Source organism: Gordonia sp. ABKF26, from assembly GCF_041103195.1.
In the GTDB taxonomy this organism is placed as follows: domain Bacteria; phylum Actinomycetota; class Actinomycetes; order Mycobacteriales; family Mycobacteriaceae; genus Gordonia; species Gordonia terrae.
The window spans coordinates 1,677,077-1,693,839 of sequence record NZ_JBGCVZ010000003.1 but is presented as its reverse complement, the minus strand read 5'-3'; the positions used below and the strand labels follow the sequence as shown (position 1 = coordinate 1,693,839).

The window sequence follows — 16,763 nt, the reverse complement described above, 5'->3', positions numbered from 1 at the left end:
CAATGAGTTCCAAGCGTTTCGAGAACAAGACCATCATCGTCACCGGCGCGGCCGGCGGGATCGGTGAGGCGTATGCACGTGCGCTCGCCGCGGAAGGCGCGAACGTCGTGGTCGCCGACCTCGCCGACGAGAAGGGCAAGCAGGTCGCCGCCGACATCGGCGGGCTCTACGTCAGCACCGATGTCGCCGACGAAGATTCCGCGAAGGCACTCGCCGCCGCCACCGTCGACGCCTACGGTTCGATCGACGGATTGGTCAACAACGCCGCGATCTACGGCGGGATGAAGCTCGACTTTCTCATCACCGTGCCCTGGGACTACTACAAGAAGTTCATGAGCGTGAACCTCGACGGCGCGCTCAACGTGACCCGCGCGGTCTACCCGCACATGACCAACGGCGGCGGCGCCATCGTCAACCAGTCCTCGACCGCCGCATGGCTGTACAGCGGTTTCTACGGTCTGGCCAAGGTCGGGGTGAACGGTCTGACCCAGCAGCTCGCCACCGAGCTCGGCGGGCAGAACATCCGTGTCAACGCGATCGCCCCCGGCCCCATCGACACCGAGGCCACCCGGACCACGACGCCCAAGGAGATGGTCGCCGACATCGTGAACCGGCTGCCGCTGAAGCGTTTCGGCACCCCCGAGGATCTCGTCGGGATGTGCCTGTTCCTGCTGTCCGACGAGGCCGGGTGGATCACCGGCCAGATCTTCAACGTCGACGGCGGCCAGGTCATCCGCTCATGAGTGAGTCGTCCCCCATCCGTCTGGGGTATGTCGGACTCGGCAACATCGGTGGGCCGATGGCCGGGAGTCTGGCCGCCTGGGCCGGCGGGCTGACGGTGTTCGACCTGTCGTCCGAGGCCATCGCGAAGGTCGTCGAGAAGGGCGCCACCGCTGCGGAATCGCTCGCCGACCTCGCCTCGACGACCGACATCATCGGCATCTGCGTCCTCGACGACGCCCAGGTGCGTTCGGTGATCACCGGGCCGGACGGACTGCTGGCGGCAGCTCGCCCGGGCACCGTCATCACCGTCCACTCGACGATCGCGCCGGAAACCGCCGTCGAGCTCGCCGAACAGTGCGCGGCACGGGAGGTCACGCTCCTCGACGCCCCGATCTCCGGTGGCGCGATGGGCGCGGCGTCGGGCCGCCTCGCGATCATGGTCGGCGGTCCCCGCGCCGCCTACGAGAAGTTGAAGGAACCGTTCGCGCTCACCGCGGACATGCTCGTCCATGCGGGTCCCGAGGTCGGTGCGGGCACCCGGATGAAGCTGGCCCGCAACCTGCTTCACTTCATCTCGTTCACCGCGACCACCGAGGCCGCGCGCCTGGCCGAGGCCGCCGGCATCGACATCACCAAGCTCGGCAAGGTCGTCCGCCATTCCGACGCCGTGACCGGCGGAGCCGGGGCGATCATGTTGCGCGACACCACCGCTCCGGTGCCTGCCGACGATCCCTGGTACGGCATCCTCACCGGCGTCCGTACCCTGGGCGAGAAGGACCTGGCGCTCGCACTCGCGCTCGGCGACGAGCTCGGCGTCGATCTACCTCTCGGGCGGCTCGCGTTGCGGGATCTGGCCGCGGGGCTCGGTGTCCCCCACCTCGAAGGAGAACCAGCATGACCCGATCCAACGTCTCCGACGACGCACCCGACGAGGCGCGCAGGCGTGGCCTCGCCAAGATGTCCGAGGTGTACGGCTGGGAGGTGAGCGACGGTCCCGGCGACTACTTCGCGCACACCGCCGACCAGGTGTTCGGCAACGTGTGGGCCCGGGAGGGCCTGTCCAACCGTGACCGCCGGTTGCTCCTGCTCGGTGCGCTCGCCGCGAGCAACAACATCGACGTCGCCGAGATCCAGGCCGGTGCCGCCCTCGGCAACGGGGAGCTCACGCCCGAGCAGCTCGAGGAGATCAGTCTATTCCTCTGCTATTACGTCGGCTGGCCGCAGGGCACCAAGATGCACTTCATGTTCGGCGAGGTGATCAAGCAGCACCGGAAGAAGAAGTGAGCCGACTCATGCGTTTTCGTGTCCTGGGCGGCGGCAACGGATGCTCGTTGCTGAGCGCCTCACCCCTACCCGACCTCGTCGCCGCCGGATACACCGACACCGAGTACGCGGCGTCCGGGACCGCCGACTCGGTCGTCGGCGAGACCGGCGCGCCGGCCGCCGGGTTCACGACCCGGATCGTCGTCCGTCGACCCGCGGACGCCGCGGCGTTCAGCGGCTGTGTCGTCGTCGAGTGGCTGAACGTCAGCAGTGGTGCCGACGCCGCACCCGAATACTCCTATGTGGCGGCCGAACTCGTTCGCGCCGGGCACGCATGGGTGGGCGTGTCGGCGCAGTACGTCGGCGTCGAGGGCGGGGCGGGTTCGGTCGGTGTGGACACCGGTGCCCCGCAGAGCCTGGCCACGAGGGACCCGGAACGGTATGCGGGCCTACGGCACCCCGGTGATGCGTACTGCTACGACATCTTCAGTTCCGTCGGGCGGGCCGTTCGCGAGACCGCCGCCGGCGGCCACCCGCTCGAGGGTCTGCCGGTCTCCACCGTGCTCGCGGTCGGCGAGTCGCAATCGGCGATGGCTCTGACGACCTATGTCAACATCATCGGCCCGGATGCGGCGCCCTTCGACGGATACCTCATCCACAGCCGTGCGGCCGCCGGACTGCCCGCCGGCGCAGTCGGTTCGGGTATAGACGTGGCGACCGTCTTCGACTGCGAACCCACCACGATCCGCACCGACCTGGACGCACCGGTCTTCGTGGTGCAGACCGAAACCGACCTCCTGACCAACTTCCGCTATCACGCCGTGCGGCAACCGGACTCCGATCGGCTCCGCGTGTGGGAGATGGCGGGCACGGCCCACGCCGATCTCCACCAGGTCGGCGACTTCGAGGAATTCCTCGGCTGCCCCGACCCCGTCAACCGGGGCCAGCAGCGGTTCGTCCTGCGATCGGCGTTGCGACACCTTCGGTCCTGGGCCGAAGGGGGCGATCCGCCTCCGGTTGCCGAACCTCTGGCTCTCCGGGATGCCGGCGGCATCGACCCCGTCTTCGAGCTCGACGACATGGGCAATGTCCGGGGCGGGGTTCGCACACCATGTGTCGACGCGCCTACCCAGGTCCTCAGCGGGATCGTCGCCGACCCGGTCTCCCGGATCTGTCTGTTGTTCGGAACGACGTCACCGGTCCCCGCCGCCGATCTGGTGGCGCGGTATGGAACGCGCGATGAGTACGAGAAGCACTACCGGAATGCCGCCGACGCCGCGATTGCGGGCGGATTCGTGCTCACCGAGGACCGCGACGAGCTGCTCGCCGACGCCCATCCGGAACTGATCCCGGACTGAACCCGAACCGGCCGTCCGCCGATCACTCTCGGCGCGCGGTGGTTTGAAAATCACCATGACTCCAACGGTGCCGACGGGGTCGAGTTCTCAGTAGCGTCCCAGAAGTCCTGCCAGCCCCTCTCCCAGGCGGATTTCGATGACTCTAGAACTCACGACACCGGTCGGTGTCGCATCCGGCCCGTCCGCGGCCGGGCCCGTCGACGTGCCGTCCGACGGCCTGGCGGCACGGGCGCGTCGGCGACGGCTCACCCGTCACGCCGCGACTCGCACACTGCGCCAGTCCATCGGGCTGATCCTGGTGGTCGTCATCTGGCAGCTCGGTGCGCGCGGATGGCTCGGTACGACCACTCCCGCGCCCACCGAGGTGGTCGAGGCGGGGTGGGACCTGATCAGCACCGGTGAACTCTGGACCCACCTGGCCGCGTCGGGACGTCGCGTCGCGATCGGGCTGGCGATCGGAATCGCCATCGGCGCGGTACTGGGCGCGGCCGCCGGGCTTTTCAAGGTGGCCGAGGACCTGGTCAATGCACCGGTCCAGGTGCTGCGGATGATGCCCGCCGTCGCCCTCGTCCCGGTCTTCATCATCTGGTTCGGGATCGGCGACTCGTTCAAGATCGCCTTGATCATCGTCGCCCCGATCTTCCCCATCTATCTCAACTTTCTCGCCGGGATCCGGGGAGTGGATCAAAAGCTCGTCGAAGCCGCCGAATCGCTGGAACTGACGCGCTTCGAACTCGTTCGATATGTCGTCCTGCCGGGCGCACTGCCGCAGATCTTCGTCGGTCTGCGGCAGGCACTCGGCATCGGCTGGCTCGTCCTTGTCGTCGCCGAGATGCAGACCACTCCGGTCGGTTTGGGCTTCCTGATGAACGACGCCAAAGAGTACCTCCGGACCGATCAGATCTTCCTGGTCCTGGTCATCTATGCGGCACTCGGACTGCTCACCGACATCGCCGTGCGGCTACTCGAGCGCCGATTCCTGTCGTGGCGCAACGGATTCGAAGGAAGGTGAGGTGAGATGACGGAGAATCGCATCGACGGCGTCCGAGTCACCGGGGCCGCACGGGAATTCGACGGTCGGCGAGTGCTCGACCGTGTCGATCTGACCATCGAACGGGGCGAATTCGTCGCATTGCTCGGCGCGAGCGGTTCCGGGAAGAGCACGCTGCTCCGCGGTATCGGCGGTCTCGACCGCGGCTTCACCGGAACGATCGAGGCGCCATCGGCGAAGGCGATCGTCTTCCAAGAACATCGGCTCATGCCGTGGATGTCAGTGTGGCGCAACGTTGCCCTCGGGTTACGGGGCGGTGACACCGAGGCCCGCGCTCTGCGAGCACTCGACGAGGTGGGGCTCGCGGCCAAGTCCGACGCCTGGCCGTCCACCCTCTCGGGTGGCGAAGCCCAACGCACCGCGCTCGCACGGGCACTCGTCCGGGAGCCCGACCTGCTGCTGCTCGACGAACCCTTCGGCGCGCTCGACGCCCTCACCCGGATCAACGCCCAGCGTCTCGTGGCCCGCCTGTGGGAAGCACACCGTCCGGCAACGCTGCTCGTGACGCACGATGTCGAGGAGGCCCTACTCCTCGCGGATCGCGCGCTGATCCTGCGAGCCGGCCGGATCGCGCAGGACATCGTCGTCGATCTGCCACGGCCACGCCGGATCACCGACCCCGAGTTCGTAGCCCTCCGTTCGCAACTGCTCGCCGGACTGGGCGTCGGCGCAAGCAACGCCGAATCCACCGACCCCACACCGACACCCCGGGAGTTCACTCATGTCTGATGTTCTGACCCTGTCCACGGACGTGCTGGTGATCGGCGGCGGCCCCGCTGCCACCTGGGCCGCCATCCACGCCCGCGACGCCGGAGCCGAGGTGATCCTCGCGGACAAGGGCTACTGCGGCTCATCGGGGACGACGGCCCCGGCCGGGACCGGCGTCTGGTACGTCGCTCCCGACCCGGAGAAGCGCTCGGCGGCGAAGGCGAGTCGCGAAGCACTCGGCGGGTATCTCGCAGACCATTCCTGGATGGACCGCGTCCTCGACAAGACGTATGCGAACATGCACCGGCTGGGCACCGAGGGCCGGTACCCGTTCCCGGTCGACGAGCACACCGGGGAGCCCATCCGCACAGGGGTGCAGGGTCCGGAGTACATGCGTCGCATGCGCGCCTGGGTTCGACGCCGCGGCGTGCGGATCCTCGACCACTCCCCGGTCCTGGAACTCCTCACCGACAGCGAAGGGGCCGTTCGGGGCGCCGCCGGCCACCAGCGACAGACCGGCCGCGACTTCCGGGTCTCCGCCGGCGCGGTGGTCGTCGCGACCGGCGGATGCGCATTCCTGTCCAAGGCGCTGGGCAGCAACGTCGACACCGGCGACGGCGCCCTCATGGCGGCCGAGGTCGGTGCTTCGTTCTCGGGCATGGAATTCGCCAACGCCTACGCGATCGTCCCGAAGGGCTCCACGGTGACGAAGACCGCGTACTACGGCTACGCCACCTTCTTCCACGCCGATGGACGCATCGTCGAGGGCGCGGGGTCGACGAAAGGCCGTTCGGTGATCGCGCGAACTCTGTTGCAGGAGAGGGTTTACGCGCAACTGGATCGGGCGGACGAGCGGGTGGCGGCACAGATGCGTCTGGGCCAACCCAACTTCTTTCTCCAGTTCGACCGCCGTGGGATCAACCCGTTCACCGACCGGTTCGAGGTCGACCTGCTCGCCGAGGGCACCGTGCGCGGTACCGGTGGCATCGACATCGTCGACGACGAGTGCTGGACCGGGGTCCCGGGCCTGTATGCGGCCGGCGACGCCGCGACCCGGGAACGCATCTGTGGCGGTTTCACCGGCGGGGGCAGCCACAACTCCGCCTGGGCGATGTCGTCGGGCAGCTTCGCCGGTGCGGCCGCGGCACGCGCGGCCCGCGAGAACGGTGGGGCGATCCCGCTCGACCGGTTGACCGGTACCGGCACGGTCGGACTGGTCACCGCCGGACCGGGCGCCGCTCGGCGCGGGATCACGCCCGACGAGGTCGTGACCGCGGCACAGCGGGAGTTGATCCCCTTCGAGAAGAACTACCTGCGCCACGGGGACCGGATGACGCCCGCGCTCAGCGCACTGGACTCGCTGTGGGACGAGCTCTCCGGAGATGCCTACCGCGCCCGCACACCGGCAGGGCGCATACGTGCCCGGGAGGCCGCGGCGATCACCGCCGTCGGACGGTGGATCTACCGGTCCGCGCTCGCCCGCACCGAATCCCGCGGGATGAGCAAGCGCGCCGACCACCCCGACCTCGACCCGGCACTGGGCGATCACGTCCGCACCGGAGGACTCACCGATGTCTGGGTCGCGACACCCGGTTCGACCGCCCGCCGGCCCGGCCACCCCGCTCCGCGGCTCGCCGTCGGTGTTCCCGCATGATCGAGCTCGTCGTCGCATCGGCGTGTATCGCCTGCGACAAGTGTGTGAATGCCTGCCCCACCAACGTCTTCGACACCGGGCCCGACGGCGTGCCGACGATCGCCCGGCAATCGGACTGTCAGACATGCTTCATGTGTGAGGCGTACTGCCCCACCGATGCTCTCTACGTGAGTCCGGAGTCGTCCCCGCTCGGCGCCGGCGACACCGTGCCGCTCGAGCTGGTCGGCACCTATCGGGAACGTCTCGGCTGGGGCAAGGGACGCTCGCCCGGAAGCCTGACCGCGGTCGGACCGCCCATCCCGCACGGAGACCCGCCACCCCGGCTCGTCGAGCAGCACACCGACTGACCGGCTCACCTCGTTCCCCCGCTCCCAGCTTCACAGAACAGAGAAACCATGCCCACCAGAACATCTTTCGGACCACCGCTGCGTCGGATCAGACGCGCGATCGCACTGCTGTCGGCCGGCGTGGCGCTGACGGCAATTGCCGCCTGCGGATCCGAAGACTCGTCGTCGGCGCAGCGCGACGTCATCGACACGCTCCGGATCGGGGTGATCGGTTCGAGCAACGTCATCGCCGGACCGGTCGGCTTCGCCCACAGTCGCGGGGAACTGCTCGGGGCCTTCGCACCGCTGGGCGTCAACAAGGTCGAGGTCTTCAGTTTCCCGAACGGACCCGACCTCAACCAGGCGCTGATCGGCGGACGTCTCGACGTCGCGAGCTACGGCGACACCCCCGCGCTCGTCGCTCGCGGCTCGGGGCTGCAAACCCGCCTGTTGACGATCAACCAGCTCGACAACGATGCCGGTGTGGTGGCCAAAGACCCGTCGATCCGTTCGCTGGCCGATCTGGCCGGCAAGAACATCGGCGTGCCGAAGGGGTCCTACATCGACCGCTATCTACAGGGCGCATTGGCCGAGCGGGGCATCACCGCGAATCTGATCCACCTGTATCCGGCCGATCAGGAGGCTCCGCTGAACTCTGGTGAGATCGACGGCGCGGCGCTGCCCGGCGTCATCCCGTCCGTGGCGCTGCAGACCTTCGAGGGCAAGGGGTTCCACCTCGTGGACTCGGTCTACCGGGACCATCCCGATCTCGCCGGCACCAGCGTGACGGTGAGCAGCGAGCAGTTCCTGGAGAAGAACCCGGAATTCGCCGCGACGTGGCAGCAACTGCACGCGTCGTCGGTCCGCTTCGCGAAGGCGAACTGGGACGAGTACCTGCGATTCGAGCTGGGCAACTCCAAGGCACCCGAAGCCGCGGTCCGTGCCGCGGCCAACCCGGAGGGTTATTCCGAGGAGGCGTTCCCCGCGCGCGCCGTCGAATTGCTCACCGGCACCAAAGCCTTCCTGGTCCAACAGGGCAGCATCGATGACGACTTCGAACTCGACTCCTGGCTCCAGCGTCCCACCCCGGGACCGAACCCGTGACCGGGCCTCGATTCGGTGTGTGGGCCAATGTCTACGGCACGTGGGCCTCGGCACATCATCCCGCCGACCCGGTAGACGCGTCCTGGGAGCGCAACCTGGCACTGGTCCGCCGCGCGGAGGAACTCGGGTTTCACAGCACACTGATCGCCCAGCACGTGATCAACCCGTTCTCGCCGGAATGGGATCAGCTCGAGACATGGACATCGGCAGCCGCACTCGCCGCGTCGACGTCCACGATCGAATTGATCGCCGCCATCAAGCCGCTGCTGTTCCATCCGGTGGTGCTGGCCAAACAGGCCGCCAACATCGAGGAGATCTCCGGTGGTCGACTGTCCCTGAACGTCGTCAACGCATGGTTCCGCCCCGAGCTCGAGAAGGCCGGGATCGCGTTCCCCGAGCACGACGATCGCTACGGGTACGGCGCCGAATGGTTGACCATCGTCCGCAGGTTGCTCAGCGGGGAGAGGGTCTCGCACGAGGGACGGTATTTCAGCATCGACGACTATCAGATCAACCCCACCGGACGTTTCCGGTCACGTCCGGAGATCTACGTCGGCGGAGAATCCGATCCGGCCCGCGACCTGGTGGCGGCCCAGGGCGACGTGTGGTTCATCAATGGTCAACCGACTGAGCGGGTCCGAGAACTCATCGCCGACGTCGGCCGGCGCGAACGGACCGGCGCGCCTATCCGTTACGGACTGTCGGCCTTCGTGATCGCCCGTGACGATGCCGAATCCGCTCAGCGCGAGCTCGATCACCACTGGAAGCTGAACGAGCTCGATCAGCCCGTCCTGGCGAACATCGCCGGCGGTGCCGACGAGAAGGCGGTGATGTTCCAGACGTTCGCGCGCTACCCCGCGATCGGCACGAACGGCGGTACCGCAGCCGGGCTCGTCGGGTCCTACGACGAGGTGGCCGACCGGATCGCGGACTTCCATCGGGCCGGGATCGAGACGTTCATGCTGCAGTTCCAGCCCTTCGAGGCCGAGATGGAACGCTTTGCGGAGGAGGTGGTCCCGCGCGTGCACGAGCGCCTCGGAGCGGCTGTCGCGGCACCCTGAAGTGCGAGCGAAACGAGCCCACCCCGCCCCCTGAGGTGCGAGCGAAACGAGCCCACCCCGCCCCCTGAGGTGCGAGCGAAGCGAGCCCACCCCGCCCCCTGAGGTGCGAGCGAAGCGAGCCCACCCCGCCCCCTGAGGTGCGAGCGAAGCGAGCCCACCCCGCCCCCTGAGGTGCGAGCGAAGCGAGCCCACCCCGCCCCCTGAGGTGCGAGCGAAGCGAGCCTCGAAGGGCTCATCCCTCACCGGCCCCTTCGAGGCTCGTCGCTATCGCTCCTCGCACCTCAGGAAGCAACGGACGCCCGAGCCCATACGCGCAACACCTCAGGAAGCAACGGACGCCCGAGCCCATACGCGCAACACCTCAGGAAGCGACGGACGCCCGAGCCCATACGCGCAACAACTTCAGGCAGCGGAGGGCACCCGAGTGGCGCACTCACTCAACCTGATTCGTGACCCGGCGGGCCGATGGTCTTGTCTTCTTTCTGACGGGAACAGCGCTGCCCTCACATCAGCGAGCGCAGGCCGGGTTCGTTGTCGGACCGAGAGGCCGAGGGCGGGGAGGCGCGCAGGAACTCGTCGGTGGCCTGCCGGATACTGCCCGAGATGGCGTGTCCGACATGACTACCGGAGTACCAGTGCACCTGACCGCCCCAATGGCGGTGTAGCTGTTGGGCGGCGGACACCGAGGTGACGCGGTCGTTGAGCGCCGCGACGACCATTCGCCGCTCGGGCGTCGGAATCGGTTCCACCGACAGCGGATTGATCACCGACGACACCGCGCGGACCGGTTCGCTGCGCATCAGCGAGGCCAGATGACGGCCCTTGGATCCGCCGCGCTCCATGTGATGGGCGAGGGTGGCGTGCATCTCCAGCATCGGCACGACGGCGAGGACCGAACTGACGCGGGGATCCATCGAGGCGACCATGGCCGCGATCGGGCCGCCGAGCGAAGTCCCCGCGATCGCGATGTCGGCGGGCTCCTGACCCTCGATCCAGGTGATCAGCGAACGGATCTCGGCGATCGCCCGAATCGTGATGACGGTGTTGACCAGCGGATCGAAGCCCGGGTAGGCGACCTTCTCGACTCGGCGGGAGCCATGTGCCGGGAGGACGGGGAACACCACGTCGTAGCCCAGCTTGTTGTACAGGTTGGCCGCGCGGAACGCGTAGAGATCGTCGGCGCGCCCCTGCGCCGCCCCGTGGACCCAGATCAGCCAGCGACGACCGGCCCGGCGCCGCGAGAGCACACGCACCGAGGCGATCCCGTCGGCGTAGGGGTCGGCGGCGGCGATCGACTCCGGGAGGGGCACTGCCACCGAGTAGTCGATGTGATCGAACGAGGTGGTCCCGAAGGTCTTCCGGTCACGCGAGACGATGCCGGGCGGCCCGGGGTCGAGGTGGATTCCCGAGGGTCCCAACGCGGCCAACTCCTCTGCGACACCGGTGCATCGGTGTACGCACTGCTCCACGAACTCGATCGGCGGGATGTCCCGGATCACCGAGTTGATCGCGATGAACAGCTCGTCGACGGCGGTCTCCCCGACCATCCGCGGACCGCAGTCCGCCGCCGGAACGCCCGCCTCCGGGTCGCCGCGACCGGCCGCACGCGAACTGCCGATCGCACGCGGCACCACCTTCGCGAACAACCCCAACCGAGCTGCTCCGGACTCCCAGTCGATCAACTCGCCTCCTGCGCCATCGCGTCGTCGCTCTCGTTCTCGCCCACCGTCTGCCGTTCGAGCGCGTCAGCGGCTTCGACGGCCGCATCCGCCACCCGCCTCAGGAACCGGGCGGGGTCGGGCATCGACTCCGGCGTCGCGATGAGGCCCATGCTGAGCTTGCCGGCGTAGCTGTACGTGGTGAGGTTGACGTCGGCTGGAGCGATGGCCAGTGCGAACGAGATCCAGTCGACGACCTCGATGTCCCCGACCCACCGCGTGGTGCGCGGACCGGGCATGTTGGCGGTGGTGATGTTGTTCATCACCAGCGGTGCACGATTCGCGGCCAGACCGCGGAAGATCGGGCCGAGCCGTCCGGTGTAGGTGGCCAGTACGTCGGTGAGTTCGAATCCGACGGCGCGCCGGCAGTGCACGGTGGCGGCGCAGCTCGCCCCCGTGGCCGCGATCCGCTCGACCGGGTCGGCCAGATCCGACCGCAGATACGCCATGGCCGTGGCGATCTCGTTGCCCTGAACACGCGTCGAGGCCAGGTCCTTGCACACTCCGAAGATGGACACCGCGACTCCCGGTTCTTCGCCGCGAGCGATCAGTTCGGCCCGGATCGCCCCGGCGATGACCCCGTGCAGCGCACCGTTCACGGTCGTGCCGGTGGCGAGCGCGAGTCGCTGCACGGCGGCGAGCGGAATGTCCCCGGACGCACAGATCCGGTCGGCGCCGCTGCGCGCGTTGAAGCTCGTCCGACGGACCGTCAACGGTTTCGGGATGAGGTCGGCGTTGCCGGCCTTGCGTTTCGCCGAGAATGCGCGCACCAGGGCCGACGCCGCGGACGGCAGATCGCGGATCATGCGCCGGGACTCCGAGCGCGCTGCACGCGTGAGTTCGTCGTCGTCGTGATCGACCCGGGTGCGGTCGACCGGCGCCTGTCCGACGCGCTCGTCGGGCCCGGCGGTGGCGGCCATGAAGGTGTTCAGTGCGGCGAGTCCGTCCGCGACGGCGTGATGGACGCGCACCACGACCGCCTGCCGCCCGCCGGCGAGACCGTGAACGAGGGTCAGCCCCCACAGCGGTCGGCTGCGGTCGAGTTGCCGGACCGCGAGTTCGGACAGGATCTCGTCGAGCTCGGCACGTCCCCCCGGCGCGGCGACCCATCGCTCGTCCAGGTGCTGCCACACGTCGAAGTCGTTGTCGCGCACCCAGAACGGACGGGCGCCGTGTCCGCGCGCCCAGGCGAGCCGCTGGGTCGCGCGTGGAAACATCCCGAGGTGGTCGGGCAGGACGCCGGCGATCTCGGTCAGGCTGAGAGGACGGCCCCGCCGGGCGGTGTCGAGAACCGCGACCTTGAGCGTGTGCATCGGGTTCGACGCCGACTCCATGTTGAGCATAAGCGCGTCGGGACCGGACATCCGTTCGGCGTCCGGAGTTCTGCTGGATCGGTCGATCTGCCTGACAGAATGCATGATTCAGCTCACCTTCCGTTGATTCGACGGGCCGGCATCGAGTTCGCGCTTGAGGATCTTGCCGGTGGCGTTGCGCGGCAGTTCGTCGAGGAAGTACACGTCGCGCGGGACCTTGAACCCGGCCAGTTGGTCACGGACCTGCTGCTGGATGTCGTCGGCGCCGATCTGCGCTCGCGGGGCCCGCACCACGTGGGCGACGAGTCGCTGACCGAATCTGTCGTCGTCGACACCGGTCACCGCGACCTCGAGCACCTCGTCGAGGGCGCCGATGACCTGCTCGACCTCGAGCGGGTACACGTTCTCCCCGCCCGACACGATCATCTCGTCGTCGCGACCGACGACGAAGAGCAGGCCGTTCTCGTCGAAGCGGCCGACATCGCCCGAGACCATGTGCCCGTCGCTGAAAGCCTTGGAGTCCGAACTGGTGTAGCCGTCGAAGCCGGAGTTGTTCGCGACCACGATGCGGCCGACCTCGCCGACGGGGACCTCTCGGTCGTCGTCGCCGAGAATGCGGACACTGGTACCGATGAGCGGTCGACCGGCGGTGTCCGGCGCGACGCGAAGATCGGCGGGGGTGGCGGTGGTGATGAGCCCGGCCTCGGTGGCGTTGTAGCTGTTGTAGACCACGTCGCCGTACCGGTCGAGGAATGCGACGAGTGCGTCGGAGCGCATCCGCGACCCGCTCGCGGTGGCGAAGCGCAGAGTCGGCATCGGATGGTCGTCGAGGACCTCGTCGGGGAGATCGGTGATGCGCTCGAGCATCACCGGTACGACGGCGAGGCCGGTCGCCGCGTGGTCGCGGACCAGTTCGAGCGTCGCCACCGGATCGAAGCGGCGGCGCATGATCATCGTGCACGTCATCGTCGCCGCGATCGCCACCTGCCCGAACCCCCACGCATGGAAGATCGGCGCCGCGATGACAGTCGATTCGCCTGCGCGCCAAGGAATCCTGTCCAGCATCGCCGCCAGGGAGGCGACGTCGGTGCTCCCGCCGCGACGCGCTCCCTTCGGCGTTCCGGTGGTTCCCGAGGTCAGCAACACGATGCGGCCGGCGCGAGCGGGCCGTCCGGGACGGGTTCCGCTGTTCGCACCGATCAGGCCGTCGACGGTGGCGCCCCGGTCCGACTCGCCCTCCGTCCACGCGTGGATTCGCCTCATCTCCGGAAGTCGCTGCGCCGCAGGCTCGACGACGGCGTCGAACTCGTCGTCGGCGATGAGGACGTCGGCCTGCTCACGGGCGAGTACGTCGGCGAGCTGGGGTCCGGCGAAGCCGGTGTTGAGGAGCACGGCATCGGCACCGAGCCGCGACGTCGCGGCGAGCGCCTCGATGAGACCGCGATGGTTGCGGCACAGGATGGCGACGGTGGTTACGGACGCGCCGGGGAGGTCACGGAGTCCGACGGCGAGTGCGTCGCAGCGGGCGTCGAGTTCACGCCAGGTGAGCTGTCCCGCCTCGTCGATGAGCGCGATGCCATCTGGATCGCGCGCCGCGGCGAGGCCGATCCCGCTCACCGGGGACGCACCGCCGTGCCGACGGAGGTTGAGCCCCATACGGATATAGCGGTCGACTCTCGACGAGCCGAGGAAGCCGCTGCGGTTCAGGGTACGAACGAGCCACAACGCGGTGGTGACGCGCTCGCGGAGGTGCGAGATCATCGTCGTCTCCTCGTGGTCAGCCCAGAACCGGGAACCGGCGGGCGCGGGCGAGGTGGTCCAGTGCGTGCTGCATGCGTTTGCGGACCATCTGGTCCACCTCGTCGTATTCGGGGTTGTTGCCGAACTCGGCGGTGATGTCGATCGGGTCGAGAACCTCCGTCACCAGCTTCGACGGCAACGGGATGTTCGGCGGGAGGTGCGCGGTCAGACCGAACGGGAAACCGAAGGCAAACGGTGCCGTATCGGTACGGATCAGCTTGTCGAGTCGCAGGATTCGAGCGAGCGTGTCGCCACGATTGAGGAACAGCTGCGTCTCCTGCCCACCGATGGTGACGATGGGGACGATCGGCACGCCGGCCTCGAGAGCGGTGCGGATGTAGCCGGTACGACCGTGGAAGTCGATGGTCGCGCTCTGGCTGCTCGGGCGGAGAGCCTCCCATTCGCCGCCGGGGAACACGATCGTCGCAGCGCCCGCCCGCAGCGCGGCGACCGCGTTCTTCGGGTGAGCCGGGAGGAACCCGACCTTGCCGAAGATCTGTCTGCCCGCCCCGGTGAAGATGAGGTCGTGGGCGAGGGTGTACAGCGGCCGGTCCGCCCCGAATTCGTCGGCGAACGCCACGCTGATCACCGGGACGTCGAAGGCCATCAGTCCGCCGGAGTGGTTGGACACGAGCAGTGCACCGCCGTCGGGCACCTTGTCCATACCCCGCACCTCGGACCGGAAATAGGTTTTCGCCACGAGTTTCAGGACGGGCAGGACCCGCTTCACCCAGGTCTCGTCGCGTGCGGTGAGGTCGAAGGTCTCGGCGCTCATCGATCACATCTCCTGTGGGATTGCATCTGTGGTTCGCGCGGATCACCGCTTGATCAGCCGGGGCGAGCCCTCCGACCGGGGTCGATGTCCTCGGAACCGCAAAATGAGAACACGTTCTAGTGGTTGAATTAGAACACGTTCTACATAGCGTCGCCACACTTCGTTACCTATGCCACAACTGACTGATCGGTAGCCACATGGAGTTCATCCTGGAGGACATCTCCGAAGCCGAGGTCGCGCGTCGCCGCGCGGTCTACACCCCGCTCACCGACACCGTTCGCGATCTCGTCGACGCGGTGATCCGCACCGAGGTGGCCGAGGAGGACCTCGACGAGGCGCGCCGGCGGATCGCCGAGGTGGTGGCCGACCTGCGCAGTCGGCAGATGGACGGCGCCTTCGGGGTCCGACACACGCGCGAGAACACCGGCATGGCCTGGGGAAACGCGGTCATCGGCGTCCGCAACGCGCTGGCGCCGCCGCTCGACGTCGTGCACGTGGCCGACGGGGTCCGGAGCGAATTCACGCTGGGCGCGGCCTACGAGGGTCCACCCGGGCAGGTCCACGGCGGGGTGTGCGCGCTGGTCCTCGATCACGTCCTGGGCAACGCGGCGAGTGTGGAGGGCCCCTGCTACACCGGCACCCTCACCGTCCGGTACGGGCGGCCGACACCGCTGGGCGCGCTCGTCGCGCAGGCGTGGGTGACCGAGCAAAACGGACGCAAACGCATCGTCCGCGGCACGATCTCGGATGCCGACGGGGTGACCTGCGAGGCCGAGGGCGTGTTCATCGTGCCCCGGTCCACGGCCGACGTCCCGTCGGTGCGCTGGTCGGCGGGCTGATGCGCGCCGCGGTGACCGCCCCGGGAGAGTCCGGCGCGGGCGAGTTCATCTCGGGCGGATTCGTCGTCGACGACCGACCCGACCCCACCCCCGGTCCCGGCGAGCTGGTACTGCGCGTGGCCGCGAACGGCATCTGCGGTTCCGATCTGTCGACCGCGCCGCTGCTACCGAGCGGGACGATCATGGGTCACGAGTTCGCCGGCGAGGTCGTCGGTGTGGGACCCGAGGACCCGGACGTCCCCCACTCCTTTCGAGTCGGCGACCCCGTGGCCGCCATGCCGGTGATCGGGTGCCATCGGTGCCGCGCCTGCCTCATCGGTGACGTCGCCCGCTGCCCATCGGCACGAACCCTGGGACTCGGCATCCTGCCGGGCGGGCTCGCCGAGTTCGTCGCGGTCGGGGCGGCCGAGAGCGTGCTGCTCGACGGCATCGACCCGGTCGACGGCGCGCTCGTCGAACCGCTCGCAGTTGGATTGCACGCCGTCACCCGCGCGTCCGTCCGTCCCGGCGATCGGGTGCTGGTACTCGGCGCGGGACCAGTCGGTCTCGCTGCGCTGCACTGGCTGTCACGCGGAGTGGCCACCGAGCTGGTGTGCTCCGACCCGTCCCCGGGCAGGCGGGCGGCGGCACTCGATCTCGGCGCGTCCGCGGTGTGCACCCCCGACGAACTCCCCGCCCAGGTCGAATCGGGCTTCGACGTCGTCATCGAGTGCGTGGGCAAGCCGGGGATGATCGCCACTGCGCTGGACGCGGTCGCGACTCACGGCACCGTCGTCATCGCGGGCGTCTGCTTGAGCGACGACTCGTTCATGCCGGTCGCCGGGGTCGTGAAAGAGACCACGATGCACTTTGTCTCGTACTACACGGCGAGCGAGTTCCGCACCGCCGCAGCCGAGTTGAGCAAGGGTGTGATCGGGTCGTCGACGCTGGTCAGCGAGATCGTCGGGCTCGGCGAGGTGGACCGTGTGGTCCGGGAGCTCGCCGCGCCCAACGACCACCGGAAGGTGCTCATCGCGCCGGCGATGCCGGGCGTCCGCTGATCGGGACTCGCGGCCGGCGCCACACCCGGC

At 68.6% G+C, this 16,763-nt stretch carries 16 protein-coding genes; 12 read left to right on the top strand and 4 right to left on the bottom strand.

Annotated features, from left to right (window positions below; translation table 11 throughout):
• Window positions 1–2: 2 nt before the first annotated feature.
• From AB4Z55_RS08160 to AB4Z55_RS08115, 10 genes are all read left to right on the top strand, one after another.
• On the top strand, window positions 3–743 hold the full coding sequence (locus AB4Z55_RS08160) for an SDR family oxidoreductase (RefSeq protein ID WP_101822289.1): 741 nt from the start codon (window positions 3–5) through the stop codon (window positions 741–743).
• A complete protein-coding gene (locus tag AB4Z55_RS08155) occupies window positions 740–1,621 on the top strand; it encodes an NAD(P)-dependent oxidoreductase (RefSeq protein ID WP_239399710.1) in 882 nt (293 codons plus the stop codon). Before AB4Z55_RS08160 ends, AB4Z55_RS08155 begins: the two co-directional genes overlap by 4 nt.
• Window positions 1,618–2,007 carry a carboxymuconolactone decarboxylase family protein gene (locus AB4Z55_RS08150; RefSeq protein ID WP_101822293.1) on the top strand — a complete coding sequence of 130 codons (390 nt, stop codon included), beginning with the start codon at window positions 1,618–1,620 and terminating at the stop codon, window positions 2,005–2,007. The genes AB4Z55_RS08155 and AB4Z55_RS08150 overlap by 4 nt, the downstream gene beginning before the upstream one ends.
• 8 nt (window positions 2,008–2,015) lie before the next feature.
• On the top strand, window positions 2,016–3,344 hold the full coding sequence (locus AB4Z55_RS08145; protein ID WP_354563393.1) for an alpha/beta hydrolase domain-containing protein: 1,329 nt from the start codon (window positions 2,016–2,018) through the stop codon (window positions 3,342–3,344).
• A gap of 136 nt (window positions 3,345–3,480) precedes the next feature.
• Entirely contained in the window at window positions 3,481–4,356 is an 876-nt protein-coding gene (locus tag AB4Z55_RS08140; RefSeq protein ID WP_248643426.1) for an ABC transporter permease, read from the top strand.
• Between the two features lie 6 nt (window positions 4,357–4,362).
• A complete protein-coding gene (locus AB4Z55_RS08135) occupies window positions 4,363–5,124 on the top strand; it encodes an ABC transporter ATP-binding protein (protein WP_101822298.1) in 762 nt (253 codons plus the stop codon).
• Window positions 5,117–6,757 (top strand): FAD-binding protein, encoded by a 1,641-nt coding sequence (locus tag AB4Z55_RS08130; RefSeq protein ID WP_354563394.1) that lies wholly within the window; start codon window positions 5,117–5,119, stop codon window positions 6,755–6,757. Before AB4Z55_RS08135 ends, AB4Z55_RS08130 begins: the two co-directional genes overlap by 8 nt.
• Window positions 6,754–7,104: a ferredoxin family protein gene (locus AB4Z55_RS08125; RefSeq protein ID WP_004021158.1), complete on the top strand. Its 351-nt coding sequence runs from the start codon at window positions 6,754–6,756 to the stop codon at window positions 7,102–7,104. Before AB4Z55_RS08130 ends, AB4Z55_RS08125 begins: the two co-directional genes overlap by 4 nt.
• A 48-nt stretch (window positions 7,105–7,152) precedes the next feature.
• Window positions 7,153–8,187, top strand: a complete 1,035-nt coding sequence (locus AB4Z55_RS08120) for an ABC transporter substrate-binding protein (protein ID WP_354563396.1) — start codon at window positions 7,153–7,155, stop codon at window positions 8,185–8,187.
• Complete coding sequence (locus AB4Z55_RS08115) at window positions 8,184–9,248, top strand: LLM class flavin-dependent oxidoreductase (RefSeq protein WP_369519518.1); 1,065 nt, start codon at window positions 8,184–8,186, stop codon at window positions 9,246–9,248. The genes AB4Z55_RS08120 and AB4Z55_RS08115 overlap by 4 nt, the downstream gene beginning before the upstream one ends.
• 503 nt (window positions 9,249–9,751) lie before the next feature.
• On the opposite strand, the gene AB4Z55_RS08110 is transcribed toward AB4Z55_RS08115, so the two are convergent.
• From AB4Z55_RS08110 to AB4Z55_RS08095, 4 genes are read right to left on the bottom strand one after another with little or no spacing between them, the layout of a single operon-like run.
• Window positions 9,752–10,930 (bottom strand): alpha/beta hydrolase family protein, encoded by a 1,179-nt coding sequence (locus AB4Z55_RS08110; protein ID WP_354563398.1) that lies wholly within the window; start codon window positions 10,928–10,930, stop codon window positions 9,752–9,754.
• Window positions 10,927–12,384 (bottom strand): wax ester/triacylglycerol synthase domain-containing protein, encoded by a 1,458-nt coding sequence (locus AB4Z55_RS08105; RefSeq protein ID WP_004022622.1) that lies wholly within the window; start codon window positions 12,382–12,384, stop codon window positions 10,927–10,929. The genes AB4Z55_RS08110 and AB4Z55_RS08105 overlap by 4 nt, the downstream gene beginning before the upstream one ends.
• A 3-nt stretch (window positions 12,385–12,387) precedes the next feature.
• Window positions 12,388–14,040, bottom strand: coding sequence for an AMP-binding protein (locus tag AB4Z55_RS08100; RefSeq protein ID WP_354563400.1), 1,653 nt, complete (start codon window positions 14,038–14,040; stop codon window positions 12,388–12,390).
• Between the two features lie 16 nt (window positions 14,041–14,056).
• A complete protein-coding gene (locus AB4Z55_RS08095) occupies window positions 14,057–14,854 on the bottom strand; it encodes a 1-acyl-sn-glycerol-3-phosphate acyltransferase (RefSeq protein WP_239399726.1) in 798 nt (265 codons plus the stop codon).
• A 197-nt stretch (window positions 14,855–15,051) separates the two neighbouring features.
• On the opposite strand from AB4Z55_RS08095, the gene AB4Z55_RS08090 reads away from it, so the two are divergent.
• On the top strand, window positions 15,052–15,693 hold the full coding sequence (locus AB4Z55_RS08090) for a PaaI family thioesterase (protein WP_354563401.1): 642 nt from the start codon (window positions 15,052–15,054) through the stop codon (window positions 15,691–15,693).
• Window positions 15,693–16,733 carry an alcohol dehydrogenase catalytic domain-containing protein gene (locus AB4Z55_RS08085; protein ID WP_354563402.1) on the top strand — a complete coding sequence of 347 codons (1,041 nt, stop codon included), beginning with the start codon at window positions 15,693–15,695 and terminating at the stop codon, window positions 16,731–16,733. The genes AB4Z55_RS08090 and AB4Z55_RS08085 overlap by 1 nt, the downstream gene beginning before the upstream one ends.
• Window positions 16,734–16,763 lie beyond the last annotated feature (30 nt).